12 protein-coding genes are annotated in these 12,036 nt (G+C 70.2%); 5 read left to right on the top strand and 7 right to left on the bottom strand.

What is annotated here, in order from left to right; all coding sequences use genetic code 11:
• Positions 1–8: 8 nt before the first annotated feature.
• From ACQP2H_RS30140 to ACQP2H_RS30130, 3 genes are all read right to left on the bottom strand, one after another.
• Positions 9–662 carry an SRPBCC family protein gene (locus ACQP2H_RS30140; RefSeq protein ID WP_363817320.1) on the bottom strand — a complete coding sequence of 218 codons (654 nt, stop codon included), beginning with the start codon at positions 660–662 and terminating at the stop codon, positions 9–11.
• A 44-nt stretch (positions 663–706) separates the two neighbouring features.
• Positions 707–1,204: an SRPBCC family protein gene (locus ACQP2H_RS30135; protein WP_363817317.1), complete on the bottom strand. Its 498-nt coding sequence runs from the start codon at positions 1,202–1,204 to the stop codon at positions 707–709.
• 116 nt (positions 1,205–1,320) lie between these two features.
• Positions 1,321–2,265 carry a helix-turn-helix domain-containing protein gene (locus ACQP2H_RS30130; protein ID WP_433229833.1) on the bottom strand — a complete coding sequence of 315 codons (945 nt, stop codon included), beginning with the start codon at positions 2,263–2,265 and terminating at the stop codon, positions 1,321–1,323.
• 119 nt (positions 2,266–2,384) lie between these two features.
• On the opposite strand from ACQP2H_RS30130, the gene ACQP2H_RS30125 reads away from it, so the two are divergent.
• On the top strand, positions 2,385–2,834 hold the full coding sequence (locus ACQP2H_RS30125) for a VOC family protein (RefSeq protein WP_357538282.1): 450 nt from the start codon (positions 2,385–2,387) through the stop codon (positions 2,832–2,834).
• A 291-nt stretch (positions 2,835–3,125) separates the two neighbouring features.
• Here the strand turns inward: ACQP2H_RS30125 and ACQP2H_RS30120 are convergent, their stop codons facing one another.
• The 4 genes from ACQP2H_RS30120 to ACQP2H_RS30105 all read right to left on the bottom strand — a co-directional run bounded on the left by ACQP2H_RS30120 (position 3,126) and on the right by ACQP2H_RS30105 (position 7,592).
• Complete coding sequence (locus ACQP2H_RS30120; RefSeq protein ID WP_219465231.1) at positions 3,126–3,605, bottom strand: GNAT family N-acetyltransferase; 480 nt, start codon at positions 3,603–3,605, stop codon at positions 3,126–3,128.
• Between the two features lie 189 nt (positions 3,606–3,794).
• A complete protein-coding gene (locus ACQP2H_RS30115; protein ID WP_208564995.1) occupies positions 3,795–3,935 on the bottom strand; it encodes a hypothetical protein in 141 nt (46 codons plus the stop codon).
• Between the two features lie 339 nt (positions 3,936–4,274).
• Positions 4,275–6,785, bottom strand: coding sequence for an FtsX-like permease family protein (locus ACQP2H_RS30110; protein ID WP_433229829.1), 2,511 nt, complete (start codon positions 6,783–6,785; stop codon positions 4,275–4,277).
• A 3-nt stretch (positions 6,786–6,788) separates the two neighbouring features.
• Positions 6,789–7,592 (bottom strand): ABC transporter ATP-binding protein, encoded by an 804-nt coding sequence (locus ACQP2H_RS30105; RefSeq protein ID WP_219465228.1) that lies wholly within the window; start codon positions 7,590–7,592, stop codon positions 6,789–6,791.
• 312 nt (positions 7,593–7,904) lie between these two features.
• On the opposite strand from ACQP2H_RS30105, the gene ACQP2H_RS30100 reads away from it, so the two are divergent.
• From ACQP2H_RS30100 to ACQP2H_RS30085, 4 genes are all read left to right on the top strand, one after another.
• Positions 7,905–9,167, top strand: coding sequence for a serine hydrolase domain-containing protein (locus tag ACQP2H_RS30100; RefSeq protein ID WP_363817303.1), 1,263 nt, complete (start codon positions 7,905–7,907; stop codon positions 9,165–9,167).
• A 99-nt stretch (positions 9,168–9,266) separates the two neighbouring features.
• Positions 9,267–9,959, top strand: coding sequence for a VanZ family protein (locus ACQP2H_RS30095; protein ID WP_357538275.1), 693 nt, complete (start codon positions 9,267–9,269; stop codon positions 9,957–9,959).
• Between the two features lie 50 nt (positions 9,960–10,009).
• Positions 10,010–10,705 (top strand): response regulator transcription factor, encoded by a 696-nt coding sequence (locus ACQP2H_RS30090; RefSeq protein ID WP_219465226.1) that lies wholly within the window; start codon positions 10,010–10,012, stop codon positions 10,703–10,705.
• A complete protein-coding gene (locus ACQP2H_RS30085) occupies positions 10,698–11,822 on the top strand; it encodes a sensor histidine kinase (RefSeq protein ID WP_433229823.1) in 1,125 nt (374 codons plus the stop codon). The genes ACQP2H_RS30090 and ACQP2H_RS30085 overlap by 8 nt, the downstream gene beginning before the upstream one ends.
• Positions 11,823–12,036: the final 214 nt, after the last annotated feature.

Below are 12,036 nucleotides of genomic sequence, written 5' to 3'. Positions count from 1 at the left end.
CAGCGTTGTCAGCGGCGGTGCCGGTCGCAGTCTCGTTCAGCCGTGGTCTTCAGGTCTCGTAGCCACACCTCGAGACCTGCCCCGAGCGCGGCGGTGGCGAATTCGACGTCCGCTTCGACCTGGCGACCGCGCCAGGTTTCCTCGGTACGCACGAGAACCCGGCCCCCGACCTCGGTGAAGGTCCAGACGTGGACTCCCTCGTCGATACGCAGTCCTTCGCCGACCGCTGGACCGCTCCACCGCACGCACTTCTGCCGCTGAAGCTGGTGGACGGTGGAGGTGACCACGAGAGTGGTGGCGGGGTTGAGGTGTGTCTCCTGCACCGGAGTCGTCCACCGGAACGACGAGCCGGCGCGAAGCGGACCGGAGTCGAGACGCCTGCTGGTCAGGACCGGCGGTTGCCAGGACGGCCAACGCTCGACATCGGTCTGCAGCTTCCAGACCGTCCGGAGCGATGCGTTGATGACGGCTTCGGTGCGGTAGCGGATCTTGGCGTTCGGGTCGACGCTCTCCCCCGCGCAACGTGGTGCTCCGGAGTTGGCGCCGCTGCTCTGAGTGGAGGCGTGCGCCGACGTGGCCAGGACCCCCAGAATGGTGGTCATGGCGAGCGAGGCCGCCAGCATGCGCTTGATACCCGGCCAAGTTGGAGGGAAGACGGTCAAAGCTGTTCCTCTCACTGGGTTCGTCGCACGATGAAGGGTTGTCGCTATCCGGCGGCGTCCGCTTCGGCGGTGTCCTTGAGCCTTTGCAACCAGGTGACCAGACTCTCGTCCAGAGCTGCCTGGATGGGGCCAGGATCGGCGTCGACTGGCGGGCCCGCGAAGGACTCCTCGGTGGACACGATCAGCCCGCGGTCGCCAGGAGCCAGGTTCCAGACGTGGACGCCCAGGATGCCGTCCGGTCCGTTGGCGTGTCCGGACCAGACCAGGCGCTCGTAGGGCCGTACCTCGGCGATGGTCGAGACGATGTCCAGCCCAGATGCGGACCACCGGAACACCGATCCCGACCCGAGCGGCCCCGGGGTTTCCACCCGCGCGTACGGAAGCTCCGGCAGCCACGTCGTCCACGCGTCAATGTCGGTGAGAACGCGCCACACGATCTCAGCCGACGCCTGCACCGTGACCCTGTGTCGACTGATCACCGGTGCCGTCTCGTCGATCCTCAAACCTTCGTTTGCCGCGCCGATGACCTGCCCGTTCTCCATCGCGCTACCTCTCTACGGTGAGCGGCGGCCCGCTGGCCGCCACCGTTTCGCGGGGCTGACCCCGCACAACGGAGACGATCCTGCCAAGGCGCACGCCTCGCCCGCATCGGCAAGGATTACCTACTCCTGGTGTGGCCCCTCTCCCCCTGGCGCGGTGGCCAGCTTTCGCCGCAGGCCGCCACAGCGGACGGGTTCGCGGCCGGAGCACGCCCCGGCGTGCCAGGTTGATCGGGGCGAAGAGCCATTTCCTGGACACCGATAGTGGCCAACAGGTCCAGTTTGCTTCGGGCGTCAGTGCCCGGTCGCGCCGTCAGCACCACGACCCGCAGATCGCTGTCCTGCGTCGGAAGAATGTTGGCGTCCAGGGCGATCTCACCAACCTCCGGATGGACAGCAGTCTTGTGCGCGCTTTCGTGAGCCGCGACGGTCGGACTCGCCCACAGTTCGCGGAACCGCGCAGTGCGGCTCAGCCGATCGATCAACGATGCGACATCGGGATCGTCCGGGTATCGGCCGGTGGTGGTCCGCAGGTCCGCGACGAGGGACTGCTCGAACCACACCCGTTCCGCCGCGGTCTGTCGGACCCGGGCGTTCCGCCGTTCGAACTGGGTGATCATGGCGTTCCGGTCCTCAACGCTGGCTCGGCGCGGGTCACCCCAGGTCGCCGCGAACAAGAGGTTCCAGTGCAGCAACTGCCAGGCGGCGTCGTACACGGCCAGAGGGCTGGCGCTGAGCTGGTCGGTAACCCGGCGCACACTGATCGGGATCAACCTGGGAATGCGATCCGGGTTGGCGGTATGCCCAGCCAGACGCAGCAGGTGGGCCTGCTCCTCGTCGTTCAACTGCAACGCGCGAGCCAACGCCGAACACACCTGAGCCGACGGGGTCTTCGCTCGGCCCTGCTCGAGCTGCGCGACGTACTCGGCCGAGACGCCCGCCAGCATCGCCAGCTCACCGCGGCGCAGTCCGACGACCCGCCGCGGTGCGTGGTGGACCAGCCCGACGGTGGCCGGCTCCAGTCGGTCTCGCCAGGCGCGGAGCGCGGCACCAAGGTGGTTCATCCTCTTGATGATCCCGCATCCGGTTGCCCGTGTCCTGGTACCAGCAGTACGAGGAAGATCTCTGACTCCCTCGGAACGTATCGGTGTAGGAGCATCGATGGATGCTCAAAGTGACGCGAATGAACCACATCGGCGTGCCCGTCAGCGACCTCGACCGGTCGGTGCGGTGGTACGAAGATGTTCTCGGGGTCGCCGCTAACGGCGTGACCATTTCGGCCGACAACGCTGCGCTCGGCGCCGTGGTGGAAGTGGAGAACCCCGCGATGCGAGCGGTGTTCTCGCTCGCCGGAGACAACGTCCTGCTGGAACTGATCCAGTATGACCGGCCGGTGCCGAAGCCGTTCGAGGGCCGCAACTGCGACGTTGGGGTGATGCATCTCTGCTTCGAGGTCGACGACATGGACGCGGCGGTACGCCACCTGAGGGAGCGCGGCGTCCACCTCAACGCTGACCCGGTGATATTGGCCAGCGGTGACGGAATCCACGCTGGTGAGCTCGCCGGCACCAAGATCCTGTACCTGCGTGACCCGGACGGCATCCAGTTGGAGCTCTTCGAACTCCCTCGGTGACCACACGGTGCGCTACTCAGCCACGGGTAGGGCGACCGCCGCAGGCTCGGGAACGCCCCGAACCCGATCCAGGGATCGAGGGTTGGCTACGGCCCTCGCACCGACCCTGATCCGGCCCGGTCGGGCGCACGCACGGGTCTGCTGCACCGATGGTGACATCACGGTGTCGAACTGTTCAGCAGCTTTACGCGGTACGTCAGGACGACGCCTCGACGCTGTTGGTGGGACGTCCTGGTACGCCCCGACGGGTGGTCGTCTCCGGACCCGTTTGGCGTCCTTGCACCTGCAGCCCTACATCTGGTCCCGGCGTAGTTGCAGGGCGGGGTGGCGTGGTGGTGCGAATCCGAGGGTTCGGTAGAGGCGTTCGCCGCCCGGGGTGGCGTTGAGGTCGACCACGCTGACCGTGGTGTCGTCGGCGAACCAGCGCAGGAGCGCGTTCAGGCAGTCCCGGGCGTGGCCGCGTCCGCGTGCGTGGGGCACGGTGCTGATGTTGAAGACGTGACCGCGTAGCCCTCCTGGATTGCCGGGTCCCGGCGCGTGTCGGTCGCAGAGGCCGGAGGCGTTGCTGACGATGCCGTGTTCGGGGTCTTCGATCACGAAGGCGGCGAACGTCTGCGGATCGCTCAGCGAACGGGTGAACCAGTCCAGGGCGGCGGCCCGCCACGGTGCCGTGGCGTCGCCGACGGGTGCCCCCATCGCCTCCAGCATGGTGACGCGAAGTCGTACCAGCGCAGCCGCGTCGTCGGGGCCGGCCCTACGTGGTCGTGCCATTGTTCGTCCTGCTCCCTGCTCCCTGCGGCTACGCCGAACCGGCCGGCCCGCCGTGGCTGCGGCGGTCGGCCTCCCGGGCAGGCGGTGGAGCGTAGGACGGGCGCGGCTACGGACGAGGATCTCGTCGTGACCGCGCAGGCCGACCTGGTCTGAAGGGCCCGGTCAGGGCGTACCTGCTTCGAGGGTGGCTCAGCTGCGGTACGCGCGATGCAGGAAGTACAGCCCGGCACCCACACCGCCGAGCAGCAGTGCGGTGCTGCCGACGTGACCCCACCAATGGTCCAGCAGACCGTCGGCCAGCGTGCCGGAGCGCAGCAGTTCCTCCGTCACGACGGCTGCCGCGAGGACGGCAATCGCAGCGGCGATCCACCCCCGGCGGCCCGTGTTCCTGTCGCTCGTCATAGCTGAGGTCGTCTCCCTGTTTTCGTCTCGACGGTATCGGGCCGCAGCCCGGGCTGGCGGTCCCGGCGGTCCCGGCGGTCCCGGCGGTCCTGGCGGTCCTGGTGCTGTCGGCCTTCCCGGCATCTTCGGCAAGGACGATGAGGGTGGCACCGCTGCGGCCATGTGCTCAGGCCCGTCGTCGCCCTGAGGTCGACGGGCGGGCCCGTGTTGCGGGCCCGCCCGTCGCGCGTGTTCGGCCGATCCGCCCAACCGGCCAGCCGTGGCCGGTTACTCCTTGATGCCGATGCCGGCGACCGGAGGGACGCGGAGCAGTCGGGCAACCGGCAGGATCGTGGTGAACAGCGCCAGCAGCGTCGTGCCGCCGATGATGGACACCCATCCCAGCGTCGGCACGTAGGGCACCAGCTGCCCGGTGAGCGTGTGCACGATCGACACCAGGGTTACGGCGGCGATGGCTCCGCCGATGAGCAGCGAGACGCCGAGCAGGCCGGTCTGTTCCGCGTGGACCATCCGCTTGACCTGCTTGCCGGTGACACCGACCAGGCGCAGCAGGGCCAACTCGCGGCCTCGGGCGAGGGCGGCCATGACCATGGTGTTCGCTGCGGCGAGAGCGGCGTAGCCGACCATGATGCCGATCAGGAGCTTGTTGAGCCAGGCGCTCAGCGCGAGGTCGTCGGCGAGCTGACCGCTGATGTCGGCCGTGCTGGTCACCGAGCTGCCGGGGTACTGGCCGATGACCTCGCCCAACGCGGCGGAGATGTCCTTGCCGGGCTCGGTGCGTACCAGGATCCGCTCGTAGCCGGCGACGGCGGTGTGCCCGGCGACGACGTCGTTGACGACGGTGACAGCGCCGAACGCGAAGCCCCGGTCGTAGATCGCCACGACGCGCAGGTCGGCGGGTGTGCCGTCGCCGAGCCGCACCGTGACCTGGTCGCCCACCCGCCAGCCGCTCGACTCGGCCTGCAGGGTCGACGCTGCCATGGCCGACCCGCGCAGGTCCGCCAGGCTTCCGCTGCGGACCTTGAGGTCCATGGTGAGGTCGACGCCCTCCGGGTCGATCGCCTGCGCATCCGCGCTCTCGACGGCTCCGTCCGGGATGATCGAGGTGTTTCGTACGCCGGTGGCCGCGAGCACACCGGGGATGTCGCGGATCTGCGCCAGCATGGTGTCGGGCAGTCCGGTGGCGGAAACCACGGTCTGCTGGGCCAGCACCCCACCATGGTTCTCGGCGACGATCTGCTTGTCCAGGTTGTCCTGGAGGAACCAGACCGAGCCGCCGAAACCGACGGACAGCACCAGTGCGGTCAGCACCGTGACCATGCCCTGGGCGTTGGCGCGCAGGTTCGCCGCGGCGAGGTAGCCGCTGTCGCCCCACACCCGCCGCAGCACCGGGGCGAGCAGCCGGGCGGCGGCCCGGTTGATCCACGGCCCGAGCAGGGCCACCGCGAGGACGAACAGGCACAGCAGACCCATCGCGGGCCCGAGGGCGGCGGTCCCCTTCGCCGCGCCGGTGAGAGCGATCAGGATGAAGCCGCCGGCCAGGGCGGCGAATCCGGAGATCAGGCGGAGTACGCTGTTGCGGCCGGATTCCACGGCGATCTCACCGAGCGCCTCCGTCGGGCGGATCCGCACCGTCCGACGCGCTGCGAGCAACGCCGCACCGGTCGCCACCGTGACCGTTGCCACCGCCACGGCGATCGCCGCCCAGCCGCCACCGCGAACCGGGAAGGTGTCCGGGATGAACGCCCGGTCCACCAACTCCTGGTGCAGCCAGCGGCTGGCGAGCCAACCGACGGGCACACCGATGACGACCGACAACAGGCTGAGCAGTCCCACCTCGGCGAGGATCAGGCGGGCGACCTGGCCGGGGGTGGCGGCGACGGCGCGCAGCAGGGCGAGGTCACGGCGGCGGTGCCGGACCGCGAGCCCGATGGTGCCCGCCACCACGAACATGACCAGCAGCGCGACGTAGCCGCCGAACACGCTGCCCAGCTGGACCAGCATGAGGGAGGCCGCCTGGTCCGCGGACTGTTCCAGCAGCCCCCGCTCGTCGCCGGCGTAGGCCTTGACGCCGGCTTCGGCGGCCAGCCGGCGCACGTCGGCCACCACGGCCGGGGCGGCACCGGGTTCGGCCAGGACGGCCACCGCGTCGACCTGTCCCAGCCGGGGGTGGATGACCACCGCGTGCGCGTCGGTGAAGAACACCGCGGGTGGTGCGTGCGGGTCGGGCCGGGGGCCCGCGTGGCGGACGAAACCGCTGACCCGGTACGTCCGTGCGCTGCCGTTCACCAGGATCGGCACCTCGTCGCCCGGAGCCACCGAAGCGGCCAGCCGTTCGTCCAGCGCGACCTCGGTGTCGCGGGTGGGTCGGGCACCCTTGGTCAGCTGGTACGGGGTGATGGCGGTGCTGCTCCAGCCGTGGCCGGTGGCGGCACCGTTCGGCAGGATCGCCGGCACCGTCCGGTCGGCGACGACGGTGGCCACCCCCGGCAGTTGCCGGATCTGGTCGACCATCGCGGCCGGGACTGTTCCGCCCTCGGGCAGCGCGACGGTGTTCGTTTCCTTTTCGCCGAGCATGGTGGAGGTGAGGGTGATGTCCCGGTTGGCGACGACGACGTCGGCGGCCGCGTAACGCTGTGGGGCGGCGGTGAAGCGCAGGCCGGACTCCACGAGGACGCCCAGCGACATCAGGATCAGCACCCCGGCGGTCATCGCCAGGAGGGTGGCGGTCGCGCTGCCCTTGCGGTGACGCAGCATCTGTCCGGCCAGTTTCAGCACGGGTCAGCCCTCCTGCGTCAGCTGCGGACGACGCCCGAGCGTCGCGAGGTGCTCGGCGATCCGCTCCGCGCCCGGCTGCGGCATGTCCTGCACGATGCGTCCGTCGGCCAGCACCATCACCCGGTCGGCGTAGGACGCCGCCACCGGGTCGTGGGTGACCATGATGACCGTCTGTCCCGCCTCGTCCACCACCGAGCGCAGCAGGGCCAACACCTCACCGGCGGTCTGGGTGTCCAGCGCGCCGGTGGGCTCGTCACAGAAGATGACCTCCGGCCGGGTGGCCAGTGCCCGGGCGATCGCGACGCGTTGCTGCTGCCCGCCGGACAGTTCCGAAGGGCGGTGGGACAGCCGCTCGGTGAGCCCGACCCGGTTGACGATCTGCTGTATCCAGAGGGGGTCCGCCCGCTTTCCGGACAGCCGCAACGGCAGCGTGATGTTCTCCTGCACCGTCAACGCTCCGACGAGGTTGAACGCCTGAAAGACGAACCCGATCTCCGATCGCCGCAGTTTGGTCAGTTTTGTCTCCGACAGCTTCGACAGTTCCGTGTCGCCGACCCACACCAGGCCGCTGGTCGGGCGGTCCAGCCCCGCCGCGGTCTGCAGCAACGTGCTCTTGCCGGAGCCGGACGGGCCCATCACCGCGGTGAACGTCCCGCGCTGGAAGGTCGCGTCGACTCCGGCGAGCGCGGTTACCGCCTGCCGATCCCCGCCATAGACCTTGCGCAGTTGCTGGACCCGCACCGCCGCCACCGGCGTCTCTCTCGTAACTGTCGACCCGAATTCGAGTCGTGCGCTATTAACCGACATCGCCGGACTCCAATTTTCGTTGATTTCTTCCGCAGAGAAACCATATTTTTGGGAATCGCCTCCAGCAATCCAGGTGGCGGGCCGACCGAGGTAGCGCTGGCTGTACCGTCAGGGCCCGGTGCCGTCGTCAGGCGATCGGCACGGACCCGTCCGGGCGTGCTGTCCGTACGCCGGTCGGGTCACCGGCGCTGTATCGGGGGCGTATCGGAAAACGCATACGCCCCCGCAACGTGCGTGCATCTTGACTACGGCGATGAACCGGAGCGCAGCACTGTCAGCGCATGAATCGTCGACCGGGCAAGGAGCATGATCATGCATTCGGATGCCACACGGGGTGTCGACCGGCGGCGGCTGGTCACCTGGGGTGGGATGGCCGCCGCCGGGCTGGTGGCGGGCTCCCCGCTGGTGGGTGCCGGGCGGGGGCACGCCGCCCCGGCCCGCACCGGCCCGTCCGGGCGCGACCCGGCCCGGCCGGACACCCGGCCCGGCGGGGCCTACGACCGGTACGTGGCGCAGCTGGCCGCCGAGGGCAGGTTCTCCGGCGTGGTGCTGCTGTCCCACCGGGGGCGGACGGTGCTGTCGCGCAGCTACGGCATGGCCGACCGGGAGCGGGGGATCCGCAACCACGAGGGCACCGCGTTCAACCTCTCCTCGGGCAGCCAGCCCTTCCTGTCGGTGGCCATCCTGCAGTTGGTGCAGCAGGGCAGGGTGACGTTGTCCGACCCGGTGGGCACCCACCTGACGGGGCTCGCGGGTCAGATCGCCGAGCGGGTGACCATCCACCACCTGCTCACCAGCACCTCCGGGCTGGACGCCCCGATGCCGGACTGGCAACGCGTCTTCCACAGCCGGGAGGAGGTGCACGACCACCACGAGCAGTGGGCCCGGCAGGCGACGCTGGTGGGGGTTCCGGGTGCCGGGTCCAACGGCCACCTTCCCGGCGGCGGTGTCGGCCTGGCCATGGCCGCGCAGATCGTGGAGGCCGTCTCCGGCATGACGTTCTGGGACTACGTGCACGAGCACGTCTTCGGGCGCTGCGGGATGAGCGGCTCGGCGTTCTACACGAGGGAGCAGTGGCTCACCGACGGGCACATCGCGCACCCGTACCTGCAGCAGGCCGACGGCAGCCAGGTGGATGCCGTCCGCAACCTGGACAAGGGCAGCCTGGACCCCAACATCCTGGGCCGCAATCCGGGTCGGGGCTTCATCGGGTACGCCTCGGGTGACGGCTTCGCCACCGCGCCGGACCTGGTCCGGTTCGCCGAGGCGCTGCGCGACGGTACGTTGCTCGACCGTCCCTACGCCGACCTGTTCGCCGGGGCCAAGCTTCCCGGCCCGGTGCCCACGGCGTACGAGGGGTACACGATGCCGGTCAGCATCGTCAACGGCCAGTGGGTGATCGGCCGGGGCGGCGGGGCCGGTGGTGTCGGCGCGAACTGGAGCATCTACCCGGACACCGGCTGGGTCGGCGTCATCCTCGGCAACAGCGACGGCGTACCCATGTTGGACATCTGCCTGCGGGAGGCCGAGGCGGTCACCGGCGGACCGGTCGGCCCACCCGGCGGTGGTGGCTGAGGGCCGGCCGGACGGTGCGCTCCGTCGGGCCTCGGTGTATCGCGGGCGTATGCGGAATCGGATACGCCGTCGCAACGGGCCGGGGGCTTCGATGGGGGCATGGAACACGGTGCACACCCGTCCGGGGCGTTCCGCCCCACCCGCCGGATCGTGCTCGCCAGCCTGCTCTTCCTCGGGCTGGCGGGCGCGGCGTTCGTCGTACGGCGGCCGCTGCTGATGTCCGCTCCGAGGTGTCTGGCCGGGCGGTGGCAGGGTTGCTACGACACGTTCAACGGGGTGGTGTTCATGACCCTGGTGGGGCTGCCGCTGGCGGCCCTGGTGATGTGGGCGCTGGCGCACTCCCGGCGTGCCGTCGGCGTAGCCCAGGCGTGGCGGACGTCGCTGGCCGAGGTGGGCATGGTCTACGGGACGGTGCCGTTCGTCTGGATGACCCTGATGCCGGGGGCAGCGCCGGGCGTCGGCCCCGGCCGGGTGAGCCTGGTCCCGTTACGGGACCTGGTCACCATGGGCCCGGTCGGTATCGGTGGCAACCTGCTGGTCCTCGCGGCGTTGGGGTTCTTCGCCCCGATGCGGTTCGCGGCGCTCGCCTCGGTGCCACGGATCCTGGCGCTCGGCGTCGGCTGTTCGGTCCTGGTGGAGACCGCCCAGTACGTCCTGTGGCTGGACCGGGTGTCCTCGGTGGACGACGTGCTGGTCAACACCACCGGTGCCGTGCTGGCCGCGCTGGCGTCCCGCCCCTGGTGGCAGGTACCGTCGGAGCGGCCGGGTCCCACGTCGGTGCCGGTCGGCTGAGGTACGTCCGGGATGTGTCCGTCGAATGTCGCCGACCATAGGCTGCGCGTATGCGGGTACTGATCGTGGAGGACGAGCCCTACCTGGCCGAAGCCGTCCGGGACGGTCTGCGGCTGGAGGCGATCGCCGCCGACGTCGCTCCCGACGGCGACACCGCCCTGGAGTTGCTCGGCGTCAACCACTACGACCTCGCCATCCTCGACCGCGACATCCCCGGCCCCTCCGGCGACGAGGTCGCCCGGCGAGTGGTCGCCTCCGGCAGCGGCATGCCGATCCTCATGCTCACCGCGGCCGACCGGATCGACGACAAGGCGTCCGGCTTCCAGCTCGGTGCCGACGACTACCTCACCAAACCGTTCGAACTCCGGGAGCTGGTGCTCCGGCTCCGGGCCCTCGACCGCAGGCGTGGGTACGCCCGGCCCCCGGTCCGCGAGACGGCGGGCCTGCGGGTCGACCCGTTCCGCCGGGAGGTCTTCCGCGACGGACGCCACGTCGCGCTCACCCGCAAGCAGTTCGCCGTGCTGGAGGTCCTCGTCGCCGCCGAGGGTGGGGTGGTCAGCGCCGAGGAACTGCTGGCCCGGGCCTGGGACGAGAACGCCAACCCCTTCACCAACGCCGTGCGCATCACCGTCTCCGCGCTGCGCAAACGGCTGGGCGAACCGTGGATCATCGCCACGGTGCCCGGGGTCGGCTACCGCATCGACACCGCGCCCGGTGCCGGGGGTGGCGGGGCGGACCGTGGATAGGCGGCCCGGTCCGAGCGTCCGCCTCAGGCTGACCCTCAGCTATGCCGGGTTCGTCATGCTGGTCGGTGGCCTGCTGCTGGTCACCGTGTGGGTGTTCCTGCTGCGGTACGTACCCGAGGTGATCGACGACGCCCGACTGCCCGCGCCGGCACCCGACGGTTCCCGTCTCCCCGCCCCCGTGATGTTCGTGCCGAACCGTTCCGACCTGCTCCGTGCCTTCGCCCCGAGAGCAGCCGCCGTGCTGGCCCTGCTGTTGTTCTTCGGCCTGCTGGGCGGGTGGATCCTCGCCGGCCGGATGCTCGCGCCGCTGAACCGCATCACCCACGCCACCCGGATGGCCGCAGGCGGGTCGCTGTCCCACCGGATTCGGCTCGCGGGCCGCGACGACGAGTTCCGGGAGCTCTCGGACACGTTCGACTCGATGCTCGAACAGCTCGAGTCCCACGTCGCCGAGCAGCAGCGGTTCGCCGCGAACGCGTCCCACGAGCTGCGTACGCCGCTTGCGATCTCCCGGGCGCTCCTCGACGTGGCCCGCCGGGAACCCACCGGTGCGGGGGGCGAACTCATCGAACGACTGCACACCGTCAACCAGCGGGCGATCGACCTCACCGAGGCCCTGCTGCTGCTCAGCCGTGGTGACCGTGGCGCCTTCACCCGCGAGCGCGTCGACCTTTCCCTCCTCGCCGAGGAGGCCGCCGAGACGCTGCTTCCTCTCGCCGAACGGCGTCGGATCACCCTGGACGTCCGCGGTGGGGCGGCACTCACCAGCGGCTCCGCCGAACTCCTGCTGCGGATGGTGACGAACCTCGTGCAGAACGCCATCGTGCACAACCTTCCCGCCGGCGGCACCGTGACGGTCCTGACCGAGGCGTGCGGTGCCACGAGCATGGTGCGGATCGAGAACACGGGCCGGCGGCTCCCACCCGCTCTGGTGTCGACCTTCACCGAACCCTTCCGGCGCGGAACGGAACGCGTGCGCACCGACGAACACGCCGGCGTGGGCCTAGGTCTCGCGATCGTGCACAGCATCGTCCGCGCCCACGGCGGGACGCTCGACCTCGTCCCGCCCCCGCACGGAGGTCTCGTCGTCACGGTCCGGTTGCCCGGCACGCCGTGACGCGCCCCTTCCCTGCGGCCCGGGTGGTGCCCGTCGGACGTCCGCCATGGCCCCTGACGAGCGGCCGTACGGCGACGACCTTGCCTTATTGATGCACATGCATCTATCATTTGGCGGCCCGTCGGCTGCCGGGACAGGCAGTCGAAATATCGTCGAATCGCTTCGACAACCCAGTGTGACTGTGGGCTCGAAGACGGGAGACTCTTGTGAAATC

It is taken from the genome of Micromonospora sp. CA-248260 (assembly GCF_050942205.1).
Taxonomy (GTDB): Bacteria; Actinomycetota; Actinomycetes; order Mycobacteriales; family Micromonosporaceae; genus Micromonospora; species Micromonospora antibiotica.
This window is presented reverse-complemented; position numbering and strand designations above follow the sequence as displayed.

Bases quoted from the DNA above. Each gene is read 5' to 3' on its own strand.
- ACQP2H_RS30090 (WP_219465226.1), top strand. From the start codon at position 10,010: ATGCGGGTACTGATCGTGGAGGACGAGCCCTACCTGGCCGAAGCCGTC.
- ACQP2H_RS30125 (WP_357538282.1), top strand. From the start codon at position 2,385: ATGAACCACATCGGCGTGCCCGTCAGCGACCTCGACCGGTCGGTGCGG.
- ACQP2H_RS30120 (WP_219465231.1), bottom strand. From the start codon at position 3,605: ATGGCACGACCACGTAGGGCCGGCCCCGACGACGCGGCTGCGCTGGTA.
- ACQP2H_RS30095 (WP_357538275.1), top strand. From the start codon at position 9,267: ATGGAACACGGTGCACACCCGTCCGGGGCGTTCCGCCCCACCCGCCGG.
- ACQP2H_RS30130 (WP_433229833.1), bottom strand. From the start codon at position 2,265: ATGAACCACCTTGGTGCCGCGCTCCGCGCCTGGCGAGACCGACTGGAG.
- ACQP2H_RS30100 (WP_363817303.1), top strand. From the start codon at position 7,905: ATGCATTCGGATGCCACACGGGGTGTCGACCGGCGGCGGCTGGTCACC.
- ACQP2H_RS30135 (WP_363817317.1), bottom strand. From the start codon at position 1,204: ATGGAGAACGGGCAGGTCATCGGCGCGGCAAACGAAGGTTTGAGGATC.
- ACQP2H_RS30105 (WP_219465228.1), bottom strand. From the start codon at position 7,592: ATGTCGGTTAATAGCGCACGACTCGAATTCGGGTCGACAGTTACGAGA.